We start from the raw sequence: 23,498 nt of genomic DNA on the forward strand, positions 1-23,498 counted from the left end.
GTAAACGGCGGCCGTAACTATAACGGTCCTAAGGTAGCGAAATTCCTTGTCGGGTAAGTTCCGACCTGCACGAATGGCGTAACGACTTCCGCACTGTCTCAACCAGGGACTCAGTGAAATTGTATTGGCGGTGAAGATGCCGTCTACCCGCGAAAAGACGGAAAGACCCCGGCACCTTTACTATAGCTTGACATTGGACTTTGAACTAGTATGTGTAGGATAGGTGGGAGGCGAAGAAACTGGGACGCAAGTTTTGGTGGAGCCGCCCTTGAAATACCACCCTTGCTATTTTAGGGTTCTAATTTCGGCCCATGAACTGGGCGAAAGACAGTGTCTGGCGGGTAGTTTGACTGGGGCGGTCGCCTCCCAAAGAGTAACGGAGGCGCGCGAAGGTTCCCTCAGGCCGATTGGAAACCGGCCATCGAGTGTAAAGGCATAAGGGAGCTTGACTGCGAGAGAGACATTTCGAGCAGGTACGAAAGTAGGTCTTAGTGATCCGGCGGTTCTGCATGGAAGGGCCGTCGCTCAACGGATAAAAGGTACGCCGGGGATAACAGGCTTATCGCGCCCAAGAGTTCACATCGACGGCGCGGTTTGGCACCTCGATGTCGGCTCATCACATCCTGGGGCTGGAGCAGGTCCCAAGGGTTCGGCTGTTCGCCGATTAAAGTGGTACGTGAGCTGGGTTTAAAACGTCGTGAGACAGTTTGGTCCCTATCTTTCGTGGGCGCAGGATATTTGAGGGGATCTGTTCCTAGTACGAGAGGACCGGAATGGACGAACCACTGGTGTTCCAGTTGTCGCGCCAGCGGCATAGCTGGGTAGCTAAGTTCGGAAAGGATAACCGCTGAAAGCATCTAAGCGGGAAGCCCACCTCGAGATGAGATATCCCATCCGCAAGGACTGAAGACACCTCGAAGACTACGAGGCAGATAGGCCGGGTGTGTAAGTGCGGCAACGCATTGAGCTGACCGGTACTAACGAGTCGTGAGGCTTAGCCACAAATTAAGCGACACAAAAGGTTGAAGCGCTTTGATGTACTTATACGGATTTCGGTGGCGATGGCAAAGAGGCAACACCCGTTCCCATTCCGAACACGGAAGTTAAGCTCTTTAGCGCTGATGGTACTGCACGGGAAGCTGTGTGGGAGAGTAGGACGCCGCCGTTATCACTCAAAAAAAAGCCCGTTTCTCACCGAAACGGGCTTTTTTTATGATGACATATCGACGCCGGACCAGACGCTAAAAAATGGAAAGGCTCCGCTGCGATTCATCTGAAAAGAACGCGTCGGTCAACGGCTAGAAAATCTGTAATGCCGATGGTATTCATTCTCTGTATTTGCCTGATAACGGCTCTGGCTCTCGTCTGATTTTCAGGAGGAAGGTTAATGCGCGCGATTATAACTGGCCTTGGACACTACTCTCCGGAAGAAAAATTGACCAACAAGGATCTGGAGAAATTAGTAGACACCAATGATGAGTGGATAAGGGTCCGAACCGGCATCGCGGAGCGGTCCATCCTGGATAAGGCCAAAGGGACTTCCTATATGGCCCTTAGGGCCGCAAGGATGATATTTGAGCAAAGCGCCGTGTCGCCGGAGGAGATCGAACTGATCATTTTAGCGACCATTACTCCGGATATGCCTGTTCCCAGCGCTGCATCGGTTATTCAAAAGGAGTTGGGCGCTCATCGCTGCTGGGGGTTCGATTTGAACGGCGGATGCACGGGGTTCGTCTACGCCCTTGCCACGGCATCTCAATTTATAGAAACCGGCCGGTATAAAAACGCTTTGGTGATCGGCGCGGATAAAATGAGCTGTATCATCAACTATGAAGACCGGAACACATGCGTTATTTTTGGCGATGGTGCTGGTGCGGTTCTGCTTGAGCAATCCACGGAATCTGATCGGGGAATCATTGATTTCGACCTTCATCTTGACGGTATCGGTATTGAATATTTGAATGTTCTGGGTGGAGGAAGCCTTCATCCCGCAACGATGGATACCGTACAGCAAAAGATGCACTATGTGTATCAGGATGGAAAAACCGTTTTTAAATATGCCGTAAAAGGCATGTGCAGTGTCTCGGAAGAGGTTTTAAAGAGAAACGGGCTGTCTGGAAAGGACCTGAATTACCTGATTCCCCATCAGGCCAATTTGAGAATCATCGACGCTGTTGCCAAAAAGCTCAGATTAACGCCGGAACAGGTGATTATCAATATCGAAAAATATGGCAACACAACCGCCGCGACGATTCCCCTTGCCATGTCGGAGGCCCATCAACAGCATAAATTCAAAAAGGATGATTGGGTGCTGCTGTCCGCTTTCGGAGCAGGATTCACCTGGGGCAGTGTTTTGCTGAAGTGGGCCATATGACGCGGCGCATCTGTCACAAAGCGATGTCGTACGCTTTGATTTTAGATAATAAAGATGGATGGCTGATTTCAAGGAGTTGAATCGCTTTTGTTCGGTTTCCGCCCGTTTCTTCGAGGGCCTTTGTGATGAGATGTTTTTCAAGCATCTTCTGAGCTTCCTTCAAAGAGTACCCCTCGAACATGGTGGTCCGCTTTTTTTCGCCAGGCATGGCCTCCCGCAAAAATGGAAAGTTGTCAGGTGTAAGGATCGTTTCGTCCGCGAGGACGGCGGCCCGTTTGATTGAATTTTCCAGTTCCCGCACATTTCCCGGCCACGAGTGTCGCAGCAGCAGTGGCATGGCCTCCTTTGAAATGCCATGGATGTCCTTGTTCATGGACCGACTGACGCGATCGATGAAATGCATGGTCAGCAACGGGATGTCATCAGGGCGTTCTCTCAGGGGCGGAATCGTGATGGGAAGGACATTCAGTCTGTAAAACAGATCCTGCCGAAACATATCCCGCGAGATGCCCTCCTGGAGGTCTTTCGAAGTCGCCGCAATGATTCTGGCATTGATGGGCCGGGTTTTGGAGTCTCCGATGGGCCGGATTTCATTCTCCTGAAGCACCCGTAGGAATTTGACCTGAAGCGACAACGGCAGCTCCCCGATCTCGTCCAGAAACAAGGTTCCGCCCTCCGCATTCTCAAACAGCCCCTTCCTGTTTTTATCGGCACCCGTAAATGCCCCTTTTTTATATCCAAAGAACTCGCTTTCGAGCAGATTCTCCGGAATCCCCCCGCAGTTCACCGCGACAAACGGTCCGCCGGACCGGCAGCCTTCAAAGTGAACCCCCCGCGCGATCAACTCCTTGCCCGTCCCGCTCTCCCCGGAGATGAGAACGGTGGCATCGTATTGGGCTGCTTTTCGGGCGAGCCTGAATACCGCCTGCATGGCGTCGCTTTTTCCGATCATCCGAGCAAAGGAAGAACCCGACTCGATCGTCCGGATACGCTCCTTCAACTGCAGGTTTTCCCGACGCAAGCTCTCCCGTTCCTCCGCTTTTTTGAGGGCCAGATAAACCTCGTCTGTCTTGAAGGGCTTGGAAATATAGTCATATGCCCCAAGTTTCATGGCATCCAGCGCAGTATCGATGCTTCCATATGCCGACATGACGATTACTGTGGTATTGCTCACATCGTCCTTGGCGATTCTCAGGAAATCCATTCCCCCCATGTGAGGCATGTTGAGGTCGCATAGGATAAAATCATAGGACTCGTCCTTGATCATGCGGAGTCCGATCGCGCCATCGGCTGCGGTATCGACCTGGTATCCCAGTTTTGACAGCAGGACCGCCAGCATATGACGCATGTTTTCCTCGTCATCGATGATGAGCAATCTTCTTTCTCCGGGCATCTGCAACCTATTCTCCATTGCATACAGGGAGGTCAATGATCATTTTCGTGCCAATGCCTTCCTCGCTGCGCGCTTCAATTCTCCCGCCGGCAGCCTCTATGATCATGTAACAGACCGACAGTCCCAGGCCGGTTCCCTTCCCCGGGGCCTTGGAGGTGTAAAATGGTTCGAAAATGAAATTCAGCTGATCCGCCGGGATGCCGATGCCATTATCCGTGAACGTGACCTCAAGCCACTGATGCGTTTCATTCGCATGATTACTTGGGAAATTAAGGGTTTCGACGACCAGCGCTCCTGTTTTTCCGGCCTGATTTACGGCATCGGCGGCATTGATGGCAAGATTGATGAACGCCTGTCGAAGCAAGGACGCATCGGCCCTGACACCGTCTTCGCGGGCCGACAGGGAGAGCTTCAGTTCGACATGCCGCATGAGGGGCTGATATTGAAAAATGGTGCTGATATCCGATAGGATGTCATGGACGGATATCCTTCCGATGGTGTTGCTGGAGGGTCTCGAAAAATCAAGCAGCTGGCGAATAATACGATGGATGCGGCTGATTTCGCTCTCTGTCCGCGTGATGAAATCCTCTCTTTCCGACGGTGAGATGTCCTTCCGTTTCAGGAGTTCAAGATATCCCACGATAATTGCGAGGGGATTTCCGATTTCATGGGCGATGCCTGCGGAAAACCTTCCTACGGATGCAAGTTTCTCAGCGCTGATAATATCGTTCTGCGCTTTTTTTAAGTCGAGATTGGCCTGTCTGAGGGAATGGATGCTCAATTTGACATTTTCCTGGTCCTTGGATATTCGGTTGAGCATCTGGTTTAATGCATTGGAAAGCTGATTGAATTCGTTGCCATCCTTTTCGCCGCCCAGAAAGAGCGTTTCCCTGCCTTCGGTGTTGGCTTCGGTGGTCTCCAGCAGTTTTTTCAAGGGGTCGATCGTCAATCTGGAAAAACGATGCCGTCCGATAAAAGACAGAAGAATCAGGTTGATCAGGATATAGAGGAAGAAAACCATCTGAGAATGTCGCAATTGCTGGTAAATCTGTTGAAGTGGAAAGACGATGCTGACGCCCGCGGTGAGAATGCCGTCGTTGTACAAGGGCGCGCTCTGCATGAGGACGGCCTTCTGCCGCCAAAGGACGCCCCAAGTGGCGCCCATGAGTTCGGTGTTGGGCTGCCTGGAAGCCAGGGCCTTTTTCATCGCCAGGACAATCTCTCCGTGTGGGACATCCGTTTTTCCCAAGGCGAAACGTTCGATCAGGTTGAGATCAAAGATTACGGCATAGGTGTAATCGGATTCCTGTAACAGGGCTTCGAGGGCATCCAGCAGGTTCCCCGATGCCTTCGACCCCGATGGCTGAAGGCGCTGTTCGATGGCTCGGATCAACAAGCTGCCCTCGGTCGCCTTGTTTCTGATGAGCAATCTCTGAGCCACCCCTATCGATACGAAATTGATCAGCAGCATCGCCGCCGCCAACAGCAGGGATAGGTTGAAGCATATATTGAAATTGAGTCTGCGGTAAAACACACGCCCTCTCGAAGGCTTTGATCCTGTTTCAGGGGATCACGGGTTTCTGACCGCCAGAACCGACCCGCACTTTTCCACCCGACCCGATTCTTTCTTCCACTCGGTATTGTTGTGGGGGGAGAAAATAAAGGCCATTTCGTTCCAGCCATGCCAGAACAGTTCGGAGGTCCAGAAAAAGGTAGATCGATCCGCCGGAAACAGAGGGCGGGTTTGGAGGATGACCTGTAATTCTTCAACTGAGGGAACGCGCCAGTCGCGGTATCCGGCCGTTCCCAATCGATTGACATATTGAAGCGCCTCACGGTGGTTGACGCAGCTGTTGCCGGCAAGGCTGGCGTGGAAAATGGACCACATCAGCCCGGTCCGTTTGTCCGTGACGGTGCCGTTGTTGTTGTCGATAAAAAAACCGCCGAGGTTTTTCAGCATCCCGCTCAGTTGATGCATTTTTTCCTGCCGCCGGGATGCGTCGCTTTTCTCCTGAAGCAGCTTGGATTCCTCCAATTTTTGCTGTTTATTCAAGGAAACGAAAAGAATTTTGGCCTTGGTGATATAGTTGCCGTCCGGATAATTTTGGATGAAGCCTTCAACCTTTGACATCCTGCTGGATAGACTCAGCCGTTGATTCTGCGCGTCAAGCGCCAAGGCTTTCCAGTCGTGATTTTCTTTTTCTGTTCGCAGCTGCCTTGTTTTAAGCGTATTTTGTTTTTCGAGGCGGGTCAGGAGGTAATCTGCCTCTTCGCCATACCATTCCCGGGGATATTTTTGAATAAACGCCTTCAATTGCCGAATGTGGTCCGAAAGGCTGATGTGATCGTTATCGCTTGCGTCCATCAGGCGCCCCCACTCGTTTTCCGCCTGGTGGAACATCACAATTTTCCGGTCATAGGACTCGATCTCATCGACGATGGCTTTCTTGATGATCAAAGGCAGTTCAGGCGTTGATTCAAGATATTCCAGATAGATCAGGCGGCCGGCCTCAAAGTCAATCCCTTGCTGCTCCGCCCGCTGTTTCATGGACGCCAGATCTGCGATGCTTTGGATGATCCGGGCATATTTCTTTTTCAGCCCCGAGGCCTTCTCCGAATGCCGAGAATCCGAATTCTTGTAGATGAAATGGTCGCACAGGAGAATGCATTTCTCCCACTCTTTTCGCTCCTCACATACAGTGAGCGCTGCTTGCAGGGCTTCGTAGTTCGAGTCTTCAAGGCTTCGACGGATTTGCGCGCGCTTCTCTTCCATTTCCTTCCGGTGAGGCCCCTTGGGATATTTCTCCATGTGTTTATTCAGGACTGCCGCGGCCTCGATCAACGTATCATCTCGAACGAATTTTTCAAACTGTGTCAGAACGATTTTGTAATCCCGATTTTCCACGAGCCCCCGAACGGCCGCAATCTTTTTTTCCAAGTCAGGGGCAAGATCGCTGTCTGGATATTTTTCCAGAAACCCTCGAAGGATCATCTCCTTATTTTCAAGCTCCTGCGATAGTTCGGCGAGCTTGAGGGTCTCGCTGAATTCCCGGGCGACCTGTTTTTTTCTCAGGATGACAAGGGCAGATGCCGTCGAAAGCGCGAGCAGGACGGCAATGGCAATGGTGACGGGGCGGAGGAAGAAGGGGCGTCTTTTAGCGATGAACGGCTTCAGTTTCTCTATTTTCCATCGTTTTTTCCTCAGATAGCCCTCGATGTGCAGTCGGGCTTCATCAATATCCATTCCGAGTTTCAGCGCGCTTTTCATCAGGATGGAGAGGTATTCGGCGTGGATCTTTTTGCTGATGCCCGAAACATCCATATCCGCATCGAGTTCCTGAAGGCGGGACAGGGTCAGGGAGCGATCGTATGACCTGCGGTTCTCTTCGGTCTTGAAGATAGAGATGCAATGCCCGACCAGCGTCCCGCTTGCGGTTGTTTTGGCATCTTTTTGACCGATTTTGCGAACTTCGGCATCTTTTCCGTGGGTGGTGTCCTGCAGGACATTCAGATCGGACCCCTGGGGAACATCCAGGAAATCGTAGAGGGAGGATTTCCCGACAATTTTCAAATTGTCGGCAATGATTTTTTCGGTGCTCTTATCCAGCGGCTCAGGCCGGTCCTGCATGGGGGTGCCGCTTTCCTTGATCACGCACCTCGTCCGCCGCACGATATTATCCGTGGAGATCAGAAAGAGCCGGGACAGCGCGCTGATTTCCTCACGGGTGACATAGCCTCTCTGATTGCAGCGACGCAGACAGGCATCGATTTTCTTGTATTTTTCACGCTCCTTGTTTTGTATCCAATCCGAAATTTTGCCGGGATCCAGGGAGAATTCCTTAACTAGGCCGCCGTGATATTTGGGATCGGTCTTTCCGGTCCGGACCAGTTCCTCGATTTTGAAGTTGATGAGAAACAGGCGTTTTTTCTTCGTAATCCTTTCTTGGATCCTTTCTTCGGAAACCGAATTCAGACGGGCCAGTTGTGATATCTCGTCTCCGGAAATTCGCCCCTTGCTCAACAACAATGCGATATGCCGGTCAATCCTGTTGTTCGTCTCCTTTTCTCTTTCGATAAAGAGACGTTTGGCTTCTTCAGCCTCCTTCCGGCGAAGCGCATCATTTGTCATGACATTACGGATGTCCGGAAGCAGCCCCATGTATTGCTGCGCCTGAGTCCCCTTGGTCGGATGATTTCTGAGTCGGCTCCAGAGCGCCTGCTTTTTCTGGATCGCGTCTTCAATGACCTCCGGTGTATTTTCCGGGGGATCGATGGAAAGCTCCAAAAGAAAGTAATAGTTCTTGATGTCCATGGTTACCCTAAAAGCCGTATCGAGTCGTTTTTTACACCATTAAAGGATGGGTTGGGGTTCGATGGTGCCGAAAAATCCGGTTCCTGCTGCGATGCGCATCGTCATTAAGCATCAAGGAACCGCGCGACGCAGGTGACGGGATTGGAAGAAATATGGCTATATGACGACAATGTGCTTGGCTCGGGCCTTGGCTTCCTCGAACTCTTTTCCCCGAATCACCGACCGCGTTTCGATGGTTACGTTGACGGACCGATGCGCGGGGCTCATCTCTTCGGCCGTGATCTCCAGGCGTCCTTCGCGATTGAGCCTGAAAATAATCTCTATCGGGGTGTTTGCGGCAAGATCGGGCGGCAGATTGAGGACAGCCGTCCCGATAAGGATGGAATTGTCCAGCGTGGCGACGACATCGCTTTCTTCGTTTTCCATGATCTGGATGGAGGCGATCTCCTGGCCGTCGACCGCCGTTCCAAATGTTTTCTTCGTGTTTACAGGAACATCGTTGTTCTTCAGGATAAGGTTGTAGACAAGTTCGTTGCTGTCCTGATCATGGGCCACCACACCAAAGCTCTTGCTGGTGACATTCTTGATTTTCATCTTGGCGCTCTGAACGTCCTGAATCGAATAGCCGGTGTCGTTGGCGACGATTTGTTCGACCTCCTCGATGATGTCGTCTAGATCCAAATCGTTGATGTCTTCAAGGTCTTCGATATGTTTACCCGTCTTCTGTGAGATGTGCTCCCTGACCTCGTCCTGCAGGAACAATTTCCAGCCATAGATGGCGGCCCCCTTGGCAACGGCTTCATCCGGATCGAAAAGTTTGGGTTCTATCCCGAATTCCTTTTTGATTCTTCGCGCAACCATGGGCATTCGAGTGGAGCCCCCGACCAGGATGATTTCATCGAAATGCTTATATCCCTTCTTGCCGGCCTCCTCGAGCATCTCGTGGGTCAGTGAGATCGTCCTTTCGAGCAGATCCTGGGTCAGACGTTCAAATACCTTGCGTTCGAATTGAACTTTGATGCGTTCTCCGGCGTGGGTGATCAAGACGGTGGTGTTTTCCAACTGGGTGAGATTCTTCTTGGCCTTTTCGGCGGAAAGCTGCAGATCCTGGCATGTATCGGCGTCCGCGAGAACGTCTTCCCGGATGCCCGTCTGGTTTTGGAACTCTTCCACCAGGTAGGCGATCACCCGGTCATCGAAATCCTTGCCGCCAAGATTGTGATCGCCGCCGGTGCAGATGACCTCGATGCTGTCATCGGGCTTGATATCGATCATGGTGATGTCGAAGGTTCCGCCCCCCAGATCGTAGACGAGGATGACGCGTTCCTCATCGGTTTCGATGGACCCATAGGCGATGGCGGCGGCGGTGGGTTCGTTGATGATCTGGCGGACGTCAAATCCCGCGATTTCGCCCGCTCTTTTTGTCGCTTCGCGCTCATTGATTCCAAAATAGGCGGGGCAGGTGATCACCAGATCCTCGGTTCCCGATATCCCAAGGTACTGTTCGGCATCCTGTACGATTTTTCGGATGATGAAACTTGAGATCTCTTCGGCGCGATAGCGGACGGACTGGTGCTCAAAGATGAAATTGGGTTCACCCATGGACCGTTTGACAAAGCTTACGACATCGTTGGGATAGAGCTTTGAGTTCTCTTTTGCGATATCGCCGACGATGATATTGTTTCCGTTGAAGAAAACGACGGAGGGAGTGAGCCGCTGGCTCTCGGCGTTCGGGATAACGACGGTTTTTCCGTATTCGTCAACGCACGCGAGGGATGAGTATGTGGTGCCGAGATCAATACCAAATATTCTTTTAAGCTGTTTACTCATCTGTATTCCTCGTTTCTATTCCATCTTCTGGCGCTTTGTAAATGTACACCGATACCAATTCGGGCCGGATGACCTCACCATCCCATACATAGCCTGGGCGCAAGCTTTCCGCAACTGTTTTGTCCTGTTCCGCGGTTGCCATAAAAATTTTTCTAAGGATTCTCTGCCGACCCGGGTTGAAGGCTGTTTCGCTGCACTTGAAGGGAGAAATCCCCTGTTTGGAGCAGATATCTTCCAAGTCGGATGGAATCGATTTCAACACTTTTGTCAGTTTCATGATTCTTTGAGACTCGCTCTCATCGGGTCTGTCGAGGGTGAGGTATTGGATCAGTTTTCTCACCCCGTCGATAAACTGGATGATATCCATAATCGTGGGCAGGATATATTTTTTCAGGTGGTTGCTCTTGTATAGCTGGAGTTCCTGATGGAGGCTGTTGATCACCTTGTCCTTCTGAGCATCGTTTTTGATTTTGAACTGGAATTCTTTTCGGAGCTCCGCCAGTTGTTTGCCGATGCCGTCCAGCTTCAGGTGAACGGGCTTCATGATGTCTGCTTCGGACGCCAGGAGAAGTGCGTCGCCATCATACGGATGTCCGTCGTCAATCATCGTGGCCGGCATCGCATCGGCTTGGGTGTCAACGATGCCGTCGCCGGCTGCGAGGGGTTCGGATGGTGGGTTATTGATATAGTGGTCCCATTCCGTAATGGACCTTCCCGGCGGAGTGTTCTCCGCTTCCGGTCCATCGCTGGTTTCCACCTGTTGATCTTGGCTCATCAGGGGAAGCTCCTTCGCCGAGCCATGTGCGGCGGGAATGATGGTTTAAATAATGGATATAATATAATTTATAGTAATTATATGTAAAAAATCAGTTTATTACCGCTCTTTGTATAAAATAAAAGGGTATAACCTGTCAAGAAAAAAAACACAGCCGTCCGTTCGGTTTCCCGCAGGGCAATGATCATGGCGGGGCGGCGTCTCGCCCGCAGGATATCCGGCTACCTCGCGAGCGAATTGAGAAGCAGTGTAATCGGACGGCGCTCCTCGGTTTCGCCGAGAAGCTGGATTGGCCCCGGATTTCGGTAGTTGTCCTCACCCGGAAAGGCCGCCAGCCATGTTTCCCGGTTGGCCTTGGCGGCTTGAAAAGCGACGGAGTTCACATCGACGATGCTTCGCTCAATGACCAGCGAAAGCTTCCCCTGCCGCTCCTCCAGGTGCATCAGCGGTGCAATGGGAATGCCGATGGGTTCCCAGCGCGAGAGATCGAACTCCAGATTCTTGATTGCAGCCATCTGGCCGGTTGCGCCGTTTGCAATCAGGCTGAACACCGTGAGCCCCAGGTTATAGGTGTAAACGCAGTCGAAATAGGTGGGATCGCTCCCGCGTCCGTCATACCCGTAGAAATGGGTCTGTATTTTGAAGTCGGGAACCGATTTCTTGTAGATTTTTTGAACCGGCGGCGGAATTTCTTCGCTGGAACCGATCGCCTCTTCCCGGATAAGTACCTGCTTCAGGGTTTTGATGGAGATGATATCGGCCTTCATCAGCAGGTATTCCCCCTCTTTCCAGTTTGAAAACAGTACAGGGCCGTAGGCATCCGGATCCAGGCCGCCGTTCGTGAACGTCTTGACATAGTAGTCCCGCAGAATGCCGATGCGATAGCGGCCCTGTTCATGAAGGATCTTGAGGTAGTCCTTGACCAGATCCATCAGCACTTTTTCCGTTTCGACCTGCGAAAAGGGAAAATTCCCGTGGCTGTCCCGTTCCATAAGCAGGCCTTCCTTGAAGAAGTCCGGGATGTCGCTGAAAAGGTCCTCATCTCGGGTGTTCCACACCGTGAAGCCGCCCCTGTCTCTTGCGCGCTGGGCCTGGCGCCTCAGATAATCGAGCTTGTCGGTCAGCATCGGAAAGTCCTGATGAAAAGTGGCGTCATGGGTGGCGTTGTAATCGGCGATGATGGTGTTGAGCTTTACAATGAAGAGTTGAATTTCGTTGATGAACTCCAGAATTCCCTCGGGGATCACCATGACGCCGTAATTCTTCCCCACGGCAGCCCGGCTTACGATGGCCTCGCAGATGACCCGGGAAAGGTGCCTGAGAGTCATGCCGTAGGCGGTGTAATCGATGGAACCGGCGTTTTCGGCCCGTTTGAGGCGCGCTTCATCGACGTAGTCCGCCATCTCCTCACCGATGAAGGCCATGTTGGCATGGGTCTGGAGCGCCACCTCCAGGGCCAGGTGGCTTGCGACCCGTCCCATGACCTTGCAGATATGCCAGTACTTGACATCCGAGCTGCCGTCGGTGCAGAGGTTCGAAATGGCGCCGGCAAAGGATCTTGCCGCAGAGTGAAAGCCGAAGGACATGGCGCAGAGCACCTGGCCGGCGTCATCCCTGACCTGGATGTCCCCGTCGATGGTTTTCGGGACGCCGATCACCTGTACGCCGTCCGCGAACATTTCCTGAGCCAGAAAGGCGGCATTGGTGTTGGAATCATCCCCGCCCACGACCACAAGGGCGTCCAGTCCGAGATCTTTGCAGGTCTGTCTGGAAAGTGTCATTTTCTGGCGGGTGTCGATTTTGGTCCTGCCGGTCTTGATCATCGAAAACCCCCCCAAGTTGCGGTATCGGTCGATGATTTCCTTTGTCAGAGGGATGGCCTCGTTTTCGATGATGCCGTCGGGCCCCATAAGAAACCCGTAAATACGGGTCTCCGGATTCGCCTTTTGGGCGGCGTCGAAAAGGCCTGCGATGACGTTGTGCCCTCCGGGGGCCGGACCGCCGGAGAAAACGATGCCGAGCTTCCGCGGCTTGTCGTGGGTTTCCTGCAGCAGGGGGTCCGGCGCGTCGACGCCGACAATCCGCTGGACGCTGTTGCCGATGATATCGGGCAGTTTTTTTTGAGCTTCCCTGTCGATCCGGAACGTGAAGGACACGTCTGTGCTGAGTGTGGTGCAGGGGGAGAGAAATACCTTGCACTTCGGTGGGTTGAACCCCATTCTTTCTGAAAGCGCCGGCGTAATGTTTCCCGTTGCGTAGCGGGCTTCGGGGGTTTTCAGGATGTCGTCAATCGACTTGAGTTTGCTCTCGGCCATAAGACGCCTCCATAATCAGAACATGCTTCAAGAAACGATGCTGTGGACTTCCAGATCGGCTTGCCAGTCAACGGCATCGCTCGGGTCCGGCCGTCCGGCATTTCCCTGCCAAGATCAACACGGATGCGTACCTATAATGATGCGTTGGAGAATGGAACCACTGAATAACAAATCATATCCCGCTATGATCATCCTGTCAAGGCATTTGGAATTTATTAATAAGAAACCGGGATGTTATGCCGTGGATGCCCGTGCCCGGCAAAAAAGCATTTACTTTGTGAAATGGTCGTTATAGTAAATACGATCCATTAAATCATTATCTGAGGAGGTTTCAATGAAGAAGAATTTGAAGTGCCTGGCGGCGGCGGCGGCGATTTTGATGGGTTTGAGCGGATCGGTCTGGGGCGCGGACATCGATCTTGCGAAGAATTCGACCCTCGAACAGATTCTCCAGAAAGGAGAACTGCGGGTGGGCTTCGAGGCCGGCTATATGCCCTTCGAAATGACTGACAAAAAAGGCGAATTCGTCGGGTTCGACATCGATATCGCCAAAATGATGGCCAAGGCCATGGGGGTGAAATTTGTTCCGATCAATACAGCCTGGGACGGCATCATCCCCTCGCTCATCACCGGGAAGTTCGACATCATCATGAGCGGCATGACCGTTACCCAGGAGCGCAATCTGAAGGTGAATTTCGCCGACCCCTACATCGTCGTCGGTCAGGCGATTCTGTTGAATAAAAAGCATGAAGGTGCGGTGACCTCCTACAAAGATCTCAATGATCCCAAATTCACCGTCACCTCCAAGCTCGGCACGACCGGCGAACAGGCCGTAAAGCGCTACATTCCGAAATGTAACTACAAGTCCTTTGAGACCGAGACGGAGGCCGTTCTCGAGGTCATCAACGGCAAGGCCGACGCCTATGTCTACGACCAGCCCAACTGCGTCGTCATCATGGCGGAGCAGGGCGCCGGGAAACTGGTCTTCCTCGATCAACCGTTTACCTATGAACCCCTGGCGTGGGCCATCTCCAAAGGCGACCCGGATTTTATGAACTGGCTGAACAATTTTCTCAGGCAGATCAAAAACGACGGGAGGTACGATCAGGTTTACGACAAATGGATCAAAAGCACGGATTGGTATCAGAATGTGAAGTGAGTCCGGATCCCCCCGGGCTCAGCGGTGTTTGACGAAACCTGAGCCCGGAATTCCTCCTGAGGCCCCTCTGCTAGACGATTTGGCGCGATATGCTAAAACCATCCCAAAGAAAAACAGGCTCATGAATTCAACCTTAGTTCTCAGAAAGTTAAGGCAGAAGCGCTCCAATCTGATATGGATCACGGTATTTTTCCTGCTTCTGGGAGCCTCCATCGCTGCCCTCTATTATGCAGCCGCCCAGATTGATTATGTCTGGCGATGGTATCGAATCCCCCGGTACTTCTACTACCAGGAGGATATCGAGATCAAAGCCGAGCTGGGCGGAGAGGTCGCCGCCATCGCGCTCCAGGGCGACACGGTTTCCATCACCGTGAAGGGTGACGGAGAAGAAAAAACCTATACCGCGCCGACACGCAACGCCACGGTCAGCGAAGGCGACCTGATATTCGTCGGCGACACCCTGGCCTCCTACAAAACATGGAAGGTGGGGATCCTCCTGATAGGGTTGTGGATTACCATCAAGGTCAGCCTGATCTCCATTCTTTTCGGCATCCTGATCGGCATATTGACCGGGCTTTCCAGGATATCCTCCAATCCGGCGCTCAAATGGTCCGCAATCACCTACATCGAGCTGATCAGAGGCTCCCCCCTGCTGGTTCAGATCTTCATCTGGTATTTTGTTCTGGGAACCCTGATCAACACCCTGCTTGTCAAGCAGCAGGTCGGGATAACCATTCCACCCCTCTGGTTCGGTGTGGCGGCCCTGGCGTTTTTTGCGGGCGCCTATGTCGCGGAGATCGTCCGGGCCGGTATTCAATCCATCCACAGGGGGCAGACGGAAGCCGCCCGGTCCCTGGGGATGAACTATTTTCAGACCATGACTCATGTCATCCTTCCCCAGGCCATGCGCCGCATCCTGCCGCCCCTTGCCGGTCAATTCATCAGCCTCATCAAGGATTCCTCCCTCCTGGGGATCATCGCCATCCGCGAACTCACCAAGGCCACGCGCGAGGTCGTGACCACAAGCCTGCAGCCCTTCGAACTCTGGTTCATGTGCGCCTTGCTCTATCTGGTTCTTACCTTTTCGCTTTCCATGTGCGTACAGGTTCTGGAAAGGAGGACGTTAGCCTAGTGATCGATGTCAGAAATATCTCGAAAACTTTTATCGTTCCCCACGAGGTGCGCGCCCTGGTCAATGTCTCGAACAAGGTCGACGCTGGAGAAGTGGTCGTTGTCATTGGCCCCTCGGGGTCCGGCAAAAGCACGTTTATCCGCTGCCTGAACCACCTTGAGGTACCTGACGAGGGGCACATCTTTATCGACGGGATCGACATCCTCGACCATAAAACCGATATCAACAAGGTCCGCACGGAAGTCGGCATGGTGTTCCAGTCGTTCAACCTCTTTCCCCATAAAACCGTGATCGAGAACCTCACCCTGGCCCAGCGCGTGGTCCGGAAACGAAAGAAGGACGAGGCTCACGAGCGGGCCATGATCCTTCTCAAGAAGGTGGGCATCCAGGACAAGGCGAACGTATACCCGGATCAGCTCTCCGGAGGACAGCAGCAGCGGGTTGCGATTGCACGGGCGCTGGCCATGGATCCGAAGATCATGCTCTTCGATGAGCCCACGTCCGCGCTGGATCCCGAAATGATCGGAGAGGTCTTGGACGTCATGAAGACCATGGCCAGGGAAGGGATGACCATGGTGGTGGTGACCCATGAAATGGGGTTCGCGCGCGAGGTGGCCGACCGGGTGATCTTCATGGATCACGGGGCGGTTGTCGAAGAGGGGCCGCCCGAGCATTTTTTCAAGAATCCCACCCATGACCGGACGAAGCTGTTTTTGAGCCAGATTCTGTAAGCCGGTGAATCCCACAGGGGCGATTCGCCTCCGAGGTGAAACCGGCCTGGCCCTTATTTCCCCCGCAGGGCGTTTTCCACCCCGACGAACGCCGCGACGGGGCAAAGGTGCGCCTATCGTGATCCCAAGCCGCCAGAGCCGGGAAACCGAGATATCCCGGGGCGGCTTTTTTCAACCTGACACCCATAGGAGAACAGAAATGTATGTCGGCAGAGTAATGCACACGGATCTCGTGACCGTTGCGCCGGATACGCCTGTGGCGGATGCCCGGGATATCCTCATTGAAAAAGGGATCGATCATCTCTTGGTGGTCGACGGGGACGGCCATCTCAAAGGGATTATTTCAGACAGGGATATCAAGCAGAGCTGGGCTTCACCCGCGACCTCCCTCAGTGTCCATGAACTGAATTACCTGCTGAGCAGGCTGACCGTCGAGATGGTGATGATCAAAAGGATTCTTTCCATCTCACCCGACACCACCATCGAGCGGGCGGCGCTTCTCATGCAGGAGAACCGCATCCGGGCGCTGCCGGTCAAGGACGGTGAAGAGCTGGTGGGGATCATCACCACGACCGATGTCATGGGGGTATTGCTGTCGGCCATCGGCATCGATCAGGACAGCCGGCGCCTTGTTATTCTGGTGGAGAGGGACCGAGTCGGCGTCGTCGCCGAAATCACGAAGGTCCTGAAGGAGAAACAGATCAATATCGTGAGCCTTTTTGCCTGGCCGGACACCGAATATCCCGGCGTCCACCATCTGGTCATGCGGGTGCCCGGGGCGGACGGCGACCGCGCCGTCTCCGCACTCGAAGCCGAGGGGTACAGGGTGATGACCGGATACGTTCCCGACATCGCGCCCTACTTGACGCCCCGGTGACCCGGATGCCGCCCCATGTTCAATCCGTGAAGCCCATAAAGAGAGAGGAGACCATGAACCGAAGAGAATTTATCAAGATTTCGGCAAGTATAGGCGCTCTGACCACACTCCAGATGGTTGGAATCAGCTGCAGCAGAAACGGAAACGCGGGACCCATCTCCCTGACCGATCTCCCTTATGCGGAGGATGCGCTGGGGCCGTATATCTCCGCCAAAACCATTTCGTTTCACTACGGAAAGCACCATCGGGGATATACTGACAAGCTCAACGCGCTCATCAGCGGAACCCCGTTCTCGACCCTGCCGCTCGTGGAGATCATTCAGAAAACCCATGGGCAGGCGGAGCATGCCGCCATCTTCAACAATGCGGCCCAGGTCTACAATCATGCCTTTTACTGGAACAGCATGATCCATGGGGGCGGCGGAAAACCCAAAGGGGCGATCGCCCAGAAGATCGACGCCGCTTTCGGCGGTTACGAAACGTTCGCCGAAGCTTTTTCCGAGGCCGCGGCAACCCAGTTCGGGAGCGGCTGGGCGTGGCTTGTCGCGGACGGGGACGCCCTCAAAATCATCAAGACGGCCAACGCCGACACGCCCATCGCGACCGGGGTGAAGCCTCTGATCACCATCGATGTCTGGGAGCACGCCTATTATCTGGATTATCAAAACCGCCGGACAGACTATATCAAAGCCTTCCTGGAGAACCTGGTCAACTGGGAGTTCGCCGAGAAGAATCTCGCCTGATGCTTCCATACCATCCTTGAGAGAATGGGCAGAGCCGACAGGCTTTGCCTTTTTCTTGATTCGGCATGTTTTCCCTTGAAAATCCGAGCGCGTCCCCTTACTACAGTCTTGCCTCACTGGAGTAACCTACAGACAGTTCTGACGACGGACAGGCTGTCCTCCGAGGCCAACAGGCAGGTTTCGGTATGAGACTGAAAAAAATGGACATCATCGGCTTCAAGTCGTTTGCAGAGAAATCGGTGATCGCTTTTCCTCCGGGAATTTCCGCCATTGTCGGCCCCAACGGCTGCGGCAAGAGCAACATCGTCGACGCCCTGCGCTGGGCCATGGGCGAAATGAGCGTCAAGCAGCTTCGCGGCAAATCGATGGAGGACATCATCTTTGCAGGTGCCAACGGAAGGCCGCCCATGAATCTCGCGGAGGTCTCCCTCACCCTTTCCAATGAGAACGGGACGGGGCCCGAAGCGCTGAAGGATTTCACGGAGGTCATGCTGACCCGGAGGCTTTACCGTTCCGGCGAAAGCCTTTACATGATCAACAAGCAGCCCTGCCGCCTCAAGGACATCCACAATATCTTCCTGGGCAGCGGCATGGGCGCGAAATCTTATGCCGTGATCCAGCAGGGGAATATCGGGGCCATCACGGAGGCCGGGCCGGAGGAGCGCCGGTTTTTCATCGAGGAGGCGGCGGGCATCACCCGGTACAAGCAGCGGAAAAAAGAGACCCTCAGAAAACTGGAGATCACCCATCAGAATCAGGTCCGGGTTCTGGACATCATCGCCGAGGTGGAAACCCAGATGAAGGGGCTCGACCGGCAGGCGAAGAAGGCGGAGCAGTACCGCAGGTGTCGAGACCAGATCCGGATGCTGGACCTCCGCCTGTCCATGGGCCGGCAGGACCGGTATTCGGAAGCGATCCGCCGAAACGAGGGCCTGCTCACGGACCTCAAGGACGCCGATGTCGAATATACGGCCCGCCTGAACCGGCTGGATGCTGCGGTGGAGGAGATCAAGCTCCGCCGTTCTCAGAAAAACCAGGAGATCTCCAAACAGCGATCCGATAAATTCGAGCTTCAGCGTCGCATCGATCGCGCCGAGAGCGATATCGGCCACCGGAAAAATGAAATCGAGCGCCTGATCCAGGAGGCCGGAAACCTCAAGCATCTCTATGGAGAGCTGGAAGCGAAAAGCCGGAAGATGGACGAAGAGCGGGCCGAGGTCGACCAGCGGAACCAGGCCCTGAACGGGGAGATCGCCGGGGGGATCGAGCGGCTTGAGCGGGAAGAAAAGTCATCCCAGGCGGTCCGGTCCCGACTGGCCGAGCTGCGGGCCGAGGCGGAATGCCGCAAGAAACGCCTGATGGAGGTCGTGGGGGAGGAGGCCGGATATCGAAGCCGCCATCAGAACGTCACCCACAACCAGGACCGTCTGAAGCGCCGCCTGAGAAAGGTCGACGAAGACGAAGCGCTCGCGGCGGCCGGAATGAAAGGGCTGGAGGTTCGGGCGGCCGAGCTTCGCGAGGCGGCGCAGCGATGCCGTGCAGATGCCGGGGCCTGTGAAACGCGGATCCGCGAGATCCGGCAGCATATCGACGCGGAGAACCGCCGACTTGCCGATCAGGTCAGGCGGGTCCAGACCCTCGAGTATGACCGGAACCAGGTCCGGTCGCAGCATGCGGCGTTGAAGAAGATGGCCGATACCTTCGAGTGGTATCGGGACGGCGTCAAAACCATCATGAAGGATGCGGACCCCCAGGAGATCCTGGGCCTGATGGCCGACATCCTCGAACCGGCCCAGGCCGTGATCCCCGCCGTCGAGGCAACCCTGGGCGAGGCCCTCCAGTACGTCCTTGTCAAGGACGCGGCGACCGGCCGGGCCGCCATCAACCGCCTGCGGGCCCAGGGCGGGGGGCGGAGCGGGTTTGTTCCGGTGTCCGACGAGCGCGACGCGGTCCCGCCCGGCATCGGCGAAGACCGGGACCTGCTCTTGCATCACCTGACGGTCAAGGCGGGATTCGAAGCGGTCGCCCGAGGCCTGTTGAACAACGTGGTCCTCGTGGACTCCATCGGGGCGGCCTTGGAGGGGTATCGCCAAAACGGCCGTGACGCCACCTTCGTGACCCGGGAGGGGGACCTGGTCTCCCCCCAGGGGGTGATGATCGGCGGGAGCCCCGAGAACCTGTCCGGCATCCTGGCGAAAAAACAGGAGCTGAAGGCCCTGGGCGACCGTCTCACGTCCCTGAACGAGGCCATCGACGGGGCAAGAGCCCGGCAGGAGGAACTGGAGGCCCGGGTCAAAGGGCTTGAAAAGGTGCTGTTCCGGGAGACCGAAGAGAAAAACGGCGTGATCGAGGAAGAGCGGGAGGTTGAAAAATCCCTGATCCAGGCGACGGAAGAACTGAAGCATGTGGCCAGGGCACTGGAGGTCCTCCGGATGGAACAGGCCCAGCTTCTGGGCGAGTCGGATGAGATCGATGAGGAAATGGACCGGTGCAGCGCGGCCCTGGCCAGCATCGTGGAGGCTGTCAAAGCGGCCCGGGCAGGGGTGGTGGACATCGACCGGGACATCAGCGGCATATCCTCGGATGCCGAGGCGTCCGAGGCTGCGATCGTCGACATCAAGCTCAAGCTGACGGCACGGAAGGCGGTGCTGGAGAACGGCATCCATACCGCGCGGCGCCTCAAGGAATTCCAGGCGGACGGGCGCACCCGCATGGAGCATCTGTTGAAGGACATCGAGATCAAGGAGCGCAAGCGCCGGGAGACGAAGAGCGTTCTCGCTGAACTGGAAGCCGCCCTCATGGGGATGTACGACCAGATCCGAACCATCGAGGAGGCCCTCAAGAGCGGCGAAGAGGACTACGAAGAGATTGAAACCCTCCTGAAGGAGCGCGGGGGCTCTATTTCGGAGGTTCAGGGCATGCGCGAGGATGTCGTGCGGAAGATCCGGATGATCGAGGTGGAGCAATCCCAGCTCTGCATCAAACGGGAGGCGATCGAAACCCGGGTGGAAGAACGCTACCAGCACCCCCTGGCGGCCTTCCGGAGCGAGCTGGGGGAAAGCCCCGCCGGCCGCGAGATGTCCGAGGATGACATGGTCCGGGAGCTTTCGGAGCTTCGGAAGAAACTGGAGCGGATCGGAGACGTCCACCTGGGCGCCATCGACGAATACAAGGCCTTGTCCGAACGGCATCAGTTCCTCACGTCTCAGCAGGATGATCTTGTCAAGGCGGTTGACGACCTTCACAAGGTCATCCGGAAGATCAATCGGATTTCCCAGGAAAAATTCATAGAAACCTTCAGCAGGATCAACGAGAAGCTGGAAGAGGTCTTCCCCCGCCTGTTTTCGGGGGGATCGGCCCGGCTGATTCTGACGGAGCCGAACGACCCGCTGGAGACCGGCGTGGAGTTCATGGTCCATCCTCCGGGAAAGAAGCTGACCCGGCTGAGCCTCCTGTCGGGCGGAGAGAAGGCCCTGTCGGCGATCGCTTTCGTCTTTTCGATTTTTCTGATCAAGCCGGCCTCTTTCTGCATCATGGATGAGATCGACGCCCCTCTGGACGAGGCCAATGTATTCCGCTTCAACGAGTTGCTCAGGATCATCGGCGAAACATCGCAGATCATCATGATCACCCACAAGAAGAAAAGCATGGAGTTCGCCGACACGCTTTTTGGCATCACCATGGAACAAAAGGGGGTGTCCAGGGTAGTGTCGGTCAATTTCGAAGGCGAGGCGGGGGCGCCGACGGCCGCATCAACATGACAGGAAGCGAACAATGATACATTCGTAACCAGTCGATTTCCAGACGGTTTCGCAAAAAGTTCGAGATCAACGCCTGCGAATCCCAAAGAATGCGGCGGGCTTACAGTACGCCGCAGTGACGAGGGATAAGCGTAACGCAGATATCGGACTTTTTGCGGAACCGTCAACGATCACGGAGGACAGGTAGATCCATGGGATGGTTTGGAAAAAAGAAACAGCAACATACAGAGGGCGCCGACATACCGGCATCCGCGCCTGTCGAGAGTGGGACGATGGGCGCGGGCCTCTCCCCCGGGGATACCCTTTCCCGGGAGGGCGAAAACGATGCGGCGCCGGAAATGTACGCCCCGGAAGACGCGCCGAAAGGGTTTTTCCAGCAGCTCAAACGGGGCCTCTCAAAGACCCGGGATGTCCTGACGACGGATATCGACGCCCTTTTTCGCGGCAGAAAAAAGCCGGGGGCGGATTTGCTCGAAGAGATCGAGGAGCTGTTGATCACCTCGGATATGGGCGTCCAGACCACCCTGGATCTCATGGCGCGGATTTCAAAGAAATCGAGAGGCATAACGAGCGCGGAGGAGCTGAAGACCGCTCTGAAAACGGAGATCCGCGCTCTCATGGCCAGCCCTCCCGAGGTCATCCACCCGGTCCGCAAGCCCCATGTCATCATGGTGGTGGGCGTCAACGGGGTCGGTAAGACGACGACCATCGGAAAACTGGCCGCCCGGTTCGCCGGCGAAGGAAAGGGTGTCCTCATCGGCGCGGCGGATACGTTCCGGGCGGCCGCCGTCGAGCAGCTCTCCATCTGGGCAGAAAGAGCCGGGGTGGAGATCGTGAGGCACCGTGACAATGCCGACCCCGCGGCGGTGGCCTTCGACAGCGTCGAGGCGGCGATGGCCAGGGGGAAGGACATCGTCATCATCGACACGGCCGGGCGCCTCCACACCAAGGTCAACCTCATGGAGGAGCTGAAGAAGATCAAGCGGGCCATCGCCAAGAAAATCCCCGATGCGCCCCATGAAACCTACCTCGTGATCGATGCCACGACGGGCCAGAACGCCGTCTCCCAGGCAAAGCTCTTCAATGAATCCATGGGGATCACCGGATTGATCCTGACCAAGCTGGACGGAACGGCCAAGGGCGGGGTGGTGGTGGGCATCTGCCATTCCCTGGAGATTCCCCTGGCCTATATCGGCGTCGGGGAAGGGGTGGACGATCTGCAGAAATTTGATCCAGAACAGTTTTCGGAGGCGCTCTTTAGCTGATATCCAAGAATCTGCGGATAATATGAATTGTAAACTCTTATTTTATGGTGGTTGACGGAAAAAAAAGCAAGAAAAGTGTTGATTGATGGGCTTTTATGTTGACAACAAAAAAAAGCTACTATATTCAGCTTGAAATCGCAGGGCTTATTGGGGAATGGCTGACGAAAGGGCGCTAACTTAAATTTCGGGGTAAGGAGACATAAGGATGACAAAAGCGGAGTTGATCGAAAAAATCGCGGATGATTCGGGCATCACGAAGGCAGTGGCGGCAAAGGCGCTGGATTCGTTTTTCGAAGGCGTGGGGCAGGCGCTCAAGAAGAAAGACGGCAAGGTGACTCTGGTCGGCTTCGGCACGTTCTCCAAGCTCCGGAGAAAAGCCCGAAAAGGGCGGAACCCGCAGACCGGTGAAGAAATCAAAATCAAGGCCAGCAACGTCGTTAAGTTCAGACCCGGTAAAAAGCTTAAAGACGCCATTTAGAAACACGGATATCGGACGGTTGCAAAACCGTCCGATGTGGACTTTTCAAAAAGCCCTCAGTACGCGATGTCGAACCCGATGAACTCCCGCCGGTCGGCATCCCACTGGACGTCCATCTTGTCGACGCGGGAACGGGGCGACCCGTTCTTGCACCATTCCAGCATAGCGACGACAGCCTCCTCGGGGCCTTCAAAAACCGCTTCAACCGCTCCGTCCGGCCGGTTCTTCACCCAGCCGGCGACGCCCCGCGCCTCTGCGGCGCGCTGGGTTTCCCCCCGGAAGAAAACCCCCTGCACCTTTCCCGAAATGACCACATGTGCCCTGGTGCGTTTCATATTGCCTCCTTTTCCCGC

Annotated in this window: 17 protein-coding genes and 2 rRNA genes; 12 read left to right on the plus strand and 7 right to left on the minus strand. The window is 54.9% G+C overall.

Translation table 11 applies throughout. The features are described 5' to 3' along the window. The 3 genes from ACEW8N_RS05455 to ACEW8N_RS05465 all read left to right on the plus strand — a co-directional run. A 23S ribosomal RNA gene (locus ACEW8N_RS05455) occupies positions 1 to 1,002 on the plus strand; the annotation flags it as partial. A gap of 49 nt (positions 1,003 to 1,051) precedes the next feature. Further along, positions 1,052 to 1,168 (plus strand): 5S ribosomal RNA (gene rrf / locus ACEW8N_RS05460). A gap of 219 nt (positions 1,169 to 1,387) precedes the next feature. Continuing rightward, positions 1,388 to 2,374 (plus strand): beta-ketoacyl-ACP synthase III, encoded by a 987-nt coding sequence (locus tag ACEW8N_RS05465; protein ID WP_373498795.1) that lies wholly within the window; start codon positions 1,388 to 1,390, stop codon positions 2,372 to 2,374. Between the two features lie 13 nt (positions 2,375 to 2,387). Here ACEW8N_RS05465 and ACEW8N_RS05470 read toward each other — a convergent pair whose 3' ends face one another. Together ACEW8N_RS05470 and ACEW8N_RS05475 are read right to left on the minus strand one after the other, a co-directional pair. Then, entirely contained in the window at positions 2,388 to 3,749 is a 1,362-nt protein-coding gene (locus ACEW8N_RS05470) for a sigma-54-dependent transcriptional regulator (RefSeq protein WP_373498796.1), read from the minus strand. A 25-nt stretch (positions 3,750 to 3,774) separates the two neighbouring features. Then, on the minus strand, positions 3,775 to 4,701 hold the full coding sequence (locus ACEW8N_RS05475; protein ID WP_373498797.1) for a sensor histidine kinase: 927 nt from the start codon (positions 4,699 to 4,701) through the stop codon (positions 3,775 to 3,777). 27 nt (positions 4,702 to 4,728) lie between these two features. Between ACEW8N_RS05475 and ACEW8N_RS05480 the strand changes: the two genes are divergently transcribed. After that, the gene (locus tag ACEW8N_RS05480) at positions 4,729 to 5,079 is read left to right on the plus strand and encodes a hypothetical protein (RefSeq protein WP_373498798.1); all 351 of its coding nucleotides are present in this window, start codon (positions 4,729 to 4,731) and stop codon (positions 5,077 to 5,079) included. 258 nt (positions 5,080 to 5,337) lie between these two features. Here ACEW8N_RS05480 and ACEW8N_RS05485 read toward each other — a convergent pair whose 3' ends face one another. The 4 genes from ACEW8N_RS05485 to ACEW8N_RS05500 form a co-directional block, all read right to left on the minus strand. Further along, positions 5,338 to 8,079: a DUF1566 domain-containing protein gene (locus ACEW8N_RS05485; RefSeq protein WP_373498799.1), complete on the minus strand. Its 2,742-nt coding sequence runs from the start codon at positions 8,077 to 8,079 to the stop codon at positions 5,338 to 5,340. Between the two features lie 156 nt (positions 8,080 to 8,235). Beyond that, the gene (locus ACEW8N_RS05490; protein WP_373498800.1) at positions 8,236 to 9,909 is read right to left on the minus strand and encodes an Hsp70 family protein; all 1,674 of its coding nucleotides are present in this window, start codon (positions 9,907 to 9,909) and stop codon (positions 8,236 to 8,238) included. Then, the gene (gene grpE / locus ACEW8N_RS05495; protein ID WP_373498801.1) at positions 9,902 to 10,684 is read right to left on the minus strand and encodes a nucleotide exchange factor GrpE; all 783 of its coding nucleotides are present in this window, start codon (positions 10,682 to 10,684) and stop codon (positions 9,902 to 9,904) included. The genes ACEW8N_RS05490 and grpE overlap by 8 nt, the downstream gene beginning before the upstream one ends. Before the next feature lie 221 nt (positions 10,685 to 10,905). Next, on the minus strand, positions 10,906 to 12,999 hold the full coding sequence (locus ACEW8N_RS05500; protein WP_373498802.1) for a 6-phosphofructokinase: 2,094 nt from the start codon (positions 12,997 to 12,999) through the stop codon (positions 10,906 to 10,908). A gap of 334 nt (positions 13,000 to 13,333) precedes the next feature. Here ACEW8N_RS05500 and ACEW8N_RS05505 point away from each other — a divergent pair, with 334 nt between their 5' ends. The 8 genes from ACEW8N_RS05505 (at position 13,334) to ACEW8N_RS05540 (ending at position 23,145) form a co-directional block, all read left to right on the plus strand. Then, positions 13,334 to 14,158 (plus strand): transporter substrate-binding domain-containing protein, encoded by an 825-nt coding sequence (locus ACEW8N_RS05505; protein WP_373498803.1) that lies wholly within the window; start codon positions 13,334 to 13,336, stop codon positions 14,156 to 14,158. 121 nt (positions 14,159 to 14,279) lie between these two features. Then, a complete protein-coding gene (locus ACEW8N_RS05510) occupies positions 14,280 to 15,290 on the plus strand; it encodes an amino acid ABC transporter permease (protein WP_373498804.1) in 1,011 nt (336 codons plus the stop codon). Next, on the plus strand, positions 15,290 to 16,021 hold the full coding sequence (locus ACEW8N_RS05515) for an amino acid ABC transporter ATP-binding protein (RefSeq protein ID WP_373498805.1): 732 nt from the start codon (positions 15,290 to 15,292) through the stop codon (positions 16,019 to 16,021). Before ACEW8N_RS05510 ends, ACEW8N_RS05515 begins: the two co-directional genes overlap by 1 nt. 199 nt (positions 16,022 to 16,220) lie before the next feature. After that, entirely contained in the window at positions 16,221 to 16,898 is a 678-nt protein-coding gene (locus ACEW8N_RS05520) for a CBS and ACT domain-containing protein (protein WP_373498806.1), read from the plus strand. Positions 16,899 to 16,951: 53 nt separating this feature from the next. Further along, positions 16,952 to 17,641, plus strand: coding sequence for a superoxide dismutase (locus tag ACEW8N_RS05525; RefSeq protein WP_373498807.1), 690 nt, complete (start codon positions 16,952 to 16,954; stop codon positions 17,639 to 17,641). A gap of 185 nt (positions 17,642 to 17,826) precedes the next feature. Then, positions 17,827 to 21,402 carry a chromosome segregation protein SMC gene (gene smc, locus ACEW8N_RS05530; RefSeq protein ID WP_373498808.1) on the plus strand — a complete coding sequence of 1,192 codons (3,576 nt, stop codon included), beginning with the start codon at positions 17,827 to 17,829 and terminating at the stop codon, positions 21,400 to 21,402. Between the two features lie 191 nt (positions 21,403 to 21,593). After that, on the plus strand, positions 21,594 to 22,667 hold the full coding sequence (gene ftsY / locus ACEW8N_RS05535; RefSeq protein ID WP_373498809.1) for a signal recognition particle-docking protein FtsY: 1,074 nt from the start codon (positions 21,594 to 21,596) through the stop codon (positions 22,665 to 22,667). Between the two features lie 205 nt (positions 22,668 to 22,872). Next, complete coding sequence (locus ACEW8N_RS05540) at positions 22,873 to 23,145, plus strand: HU family DNA-binding protein (RefSeq protein ID WP_373498810.1); 273 nt, start codon at positions 22,873 to 22,875, stop codon at positions 23,143 to 23,145. A gap of 56 nt (positions 23,146 to 23,201) precedes the next feature. Here ACEW8N_RS05540 and ACEW8N_RS05545 read toward each other — a convergent pair whose 3' ends face one another. Beyond that, positions 23,202 to 23,480 (minus strand): acylphosphatase, encoded by a 279-nt coding sequence (locus tag ACEW8N_RS05545; RefSeq protein ID WP_373498811.1) that lies wholly within the window; start codon positions 23,478 to 23,480, stop codon positions 23,202 to 23,204. Positions 23,481 to 23,498 lie beyond the last annotated feature (18 nt).

The organism is Desulfococcus sp. (genome assembly GCF_041737845.1).
Lineage (GTDB): Bacteria > Desulfobacterota > Desulfobacteria > Desulfobacterales > Desulfococcaceae > Desulfococcus.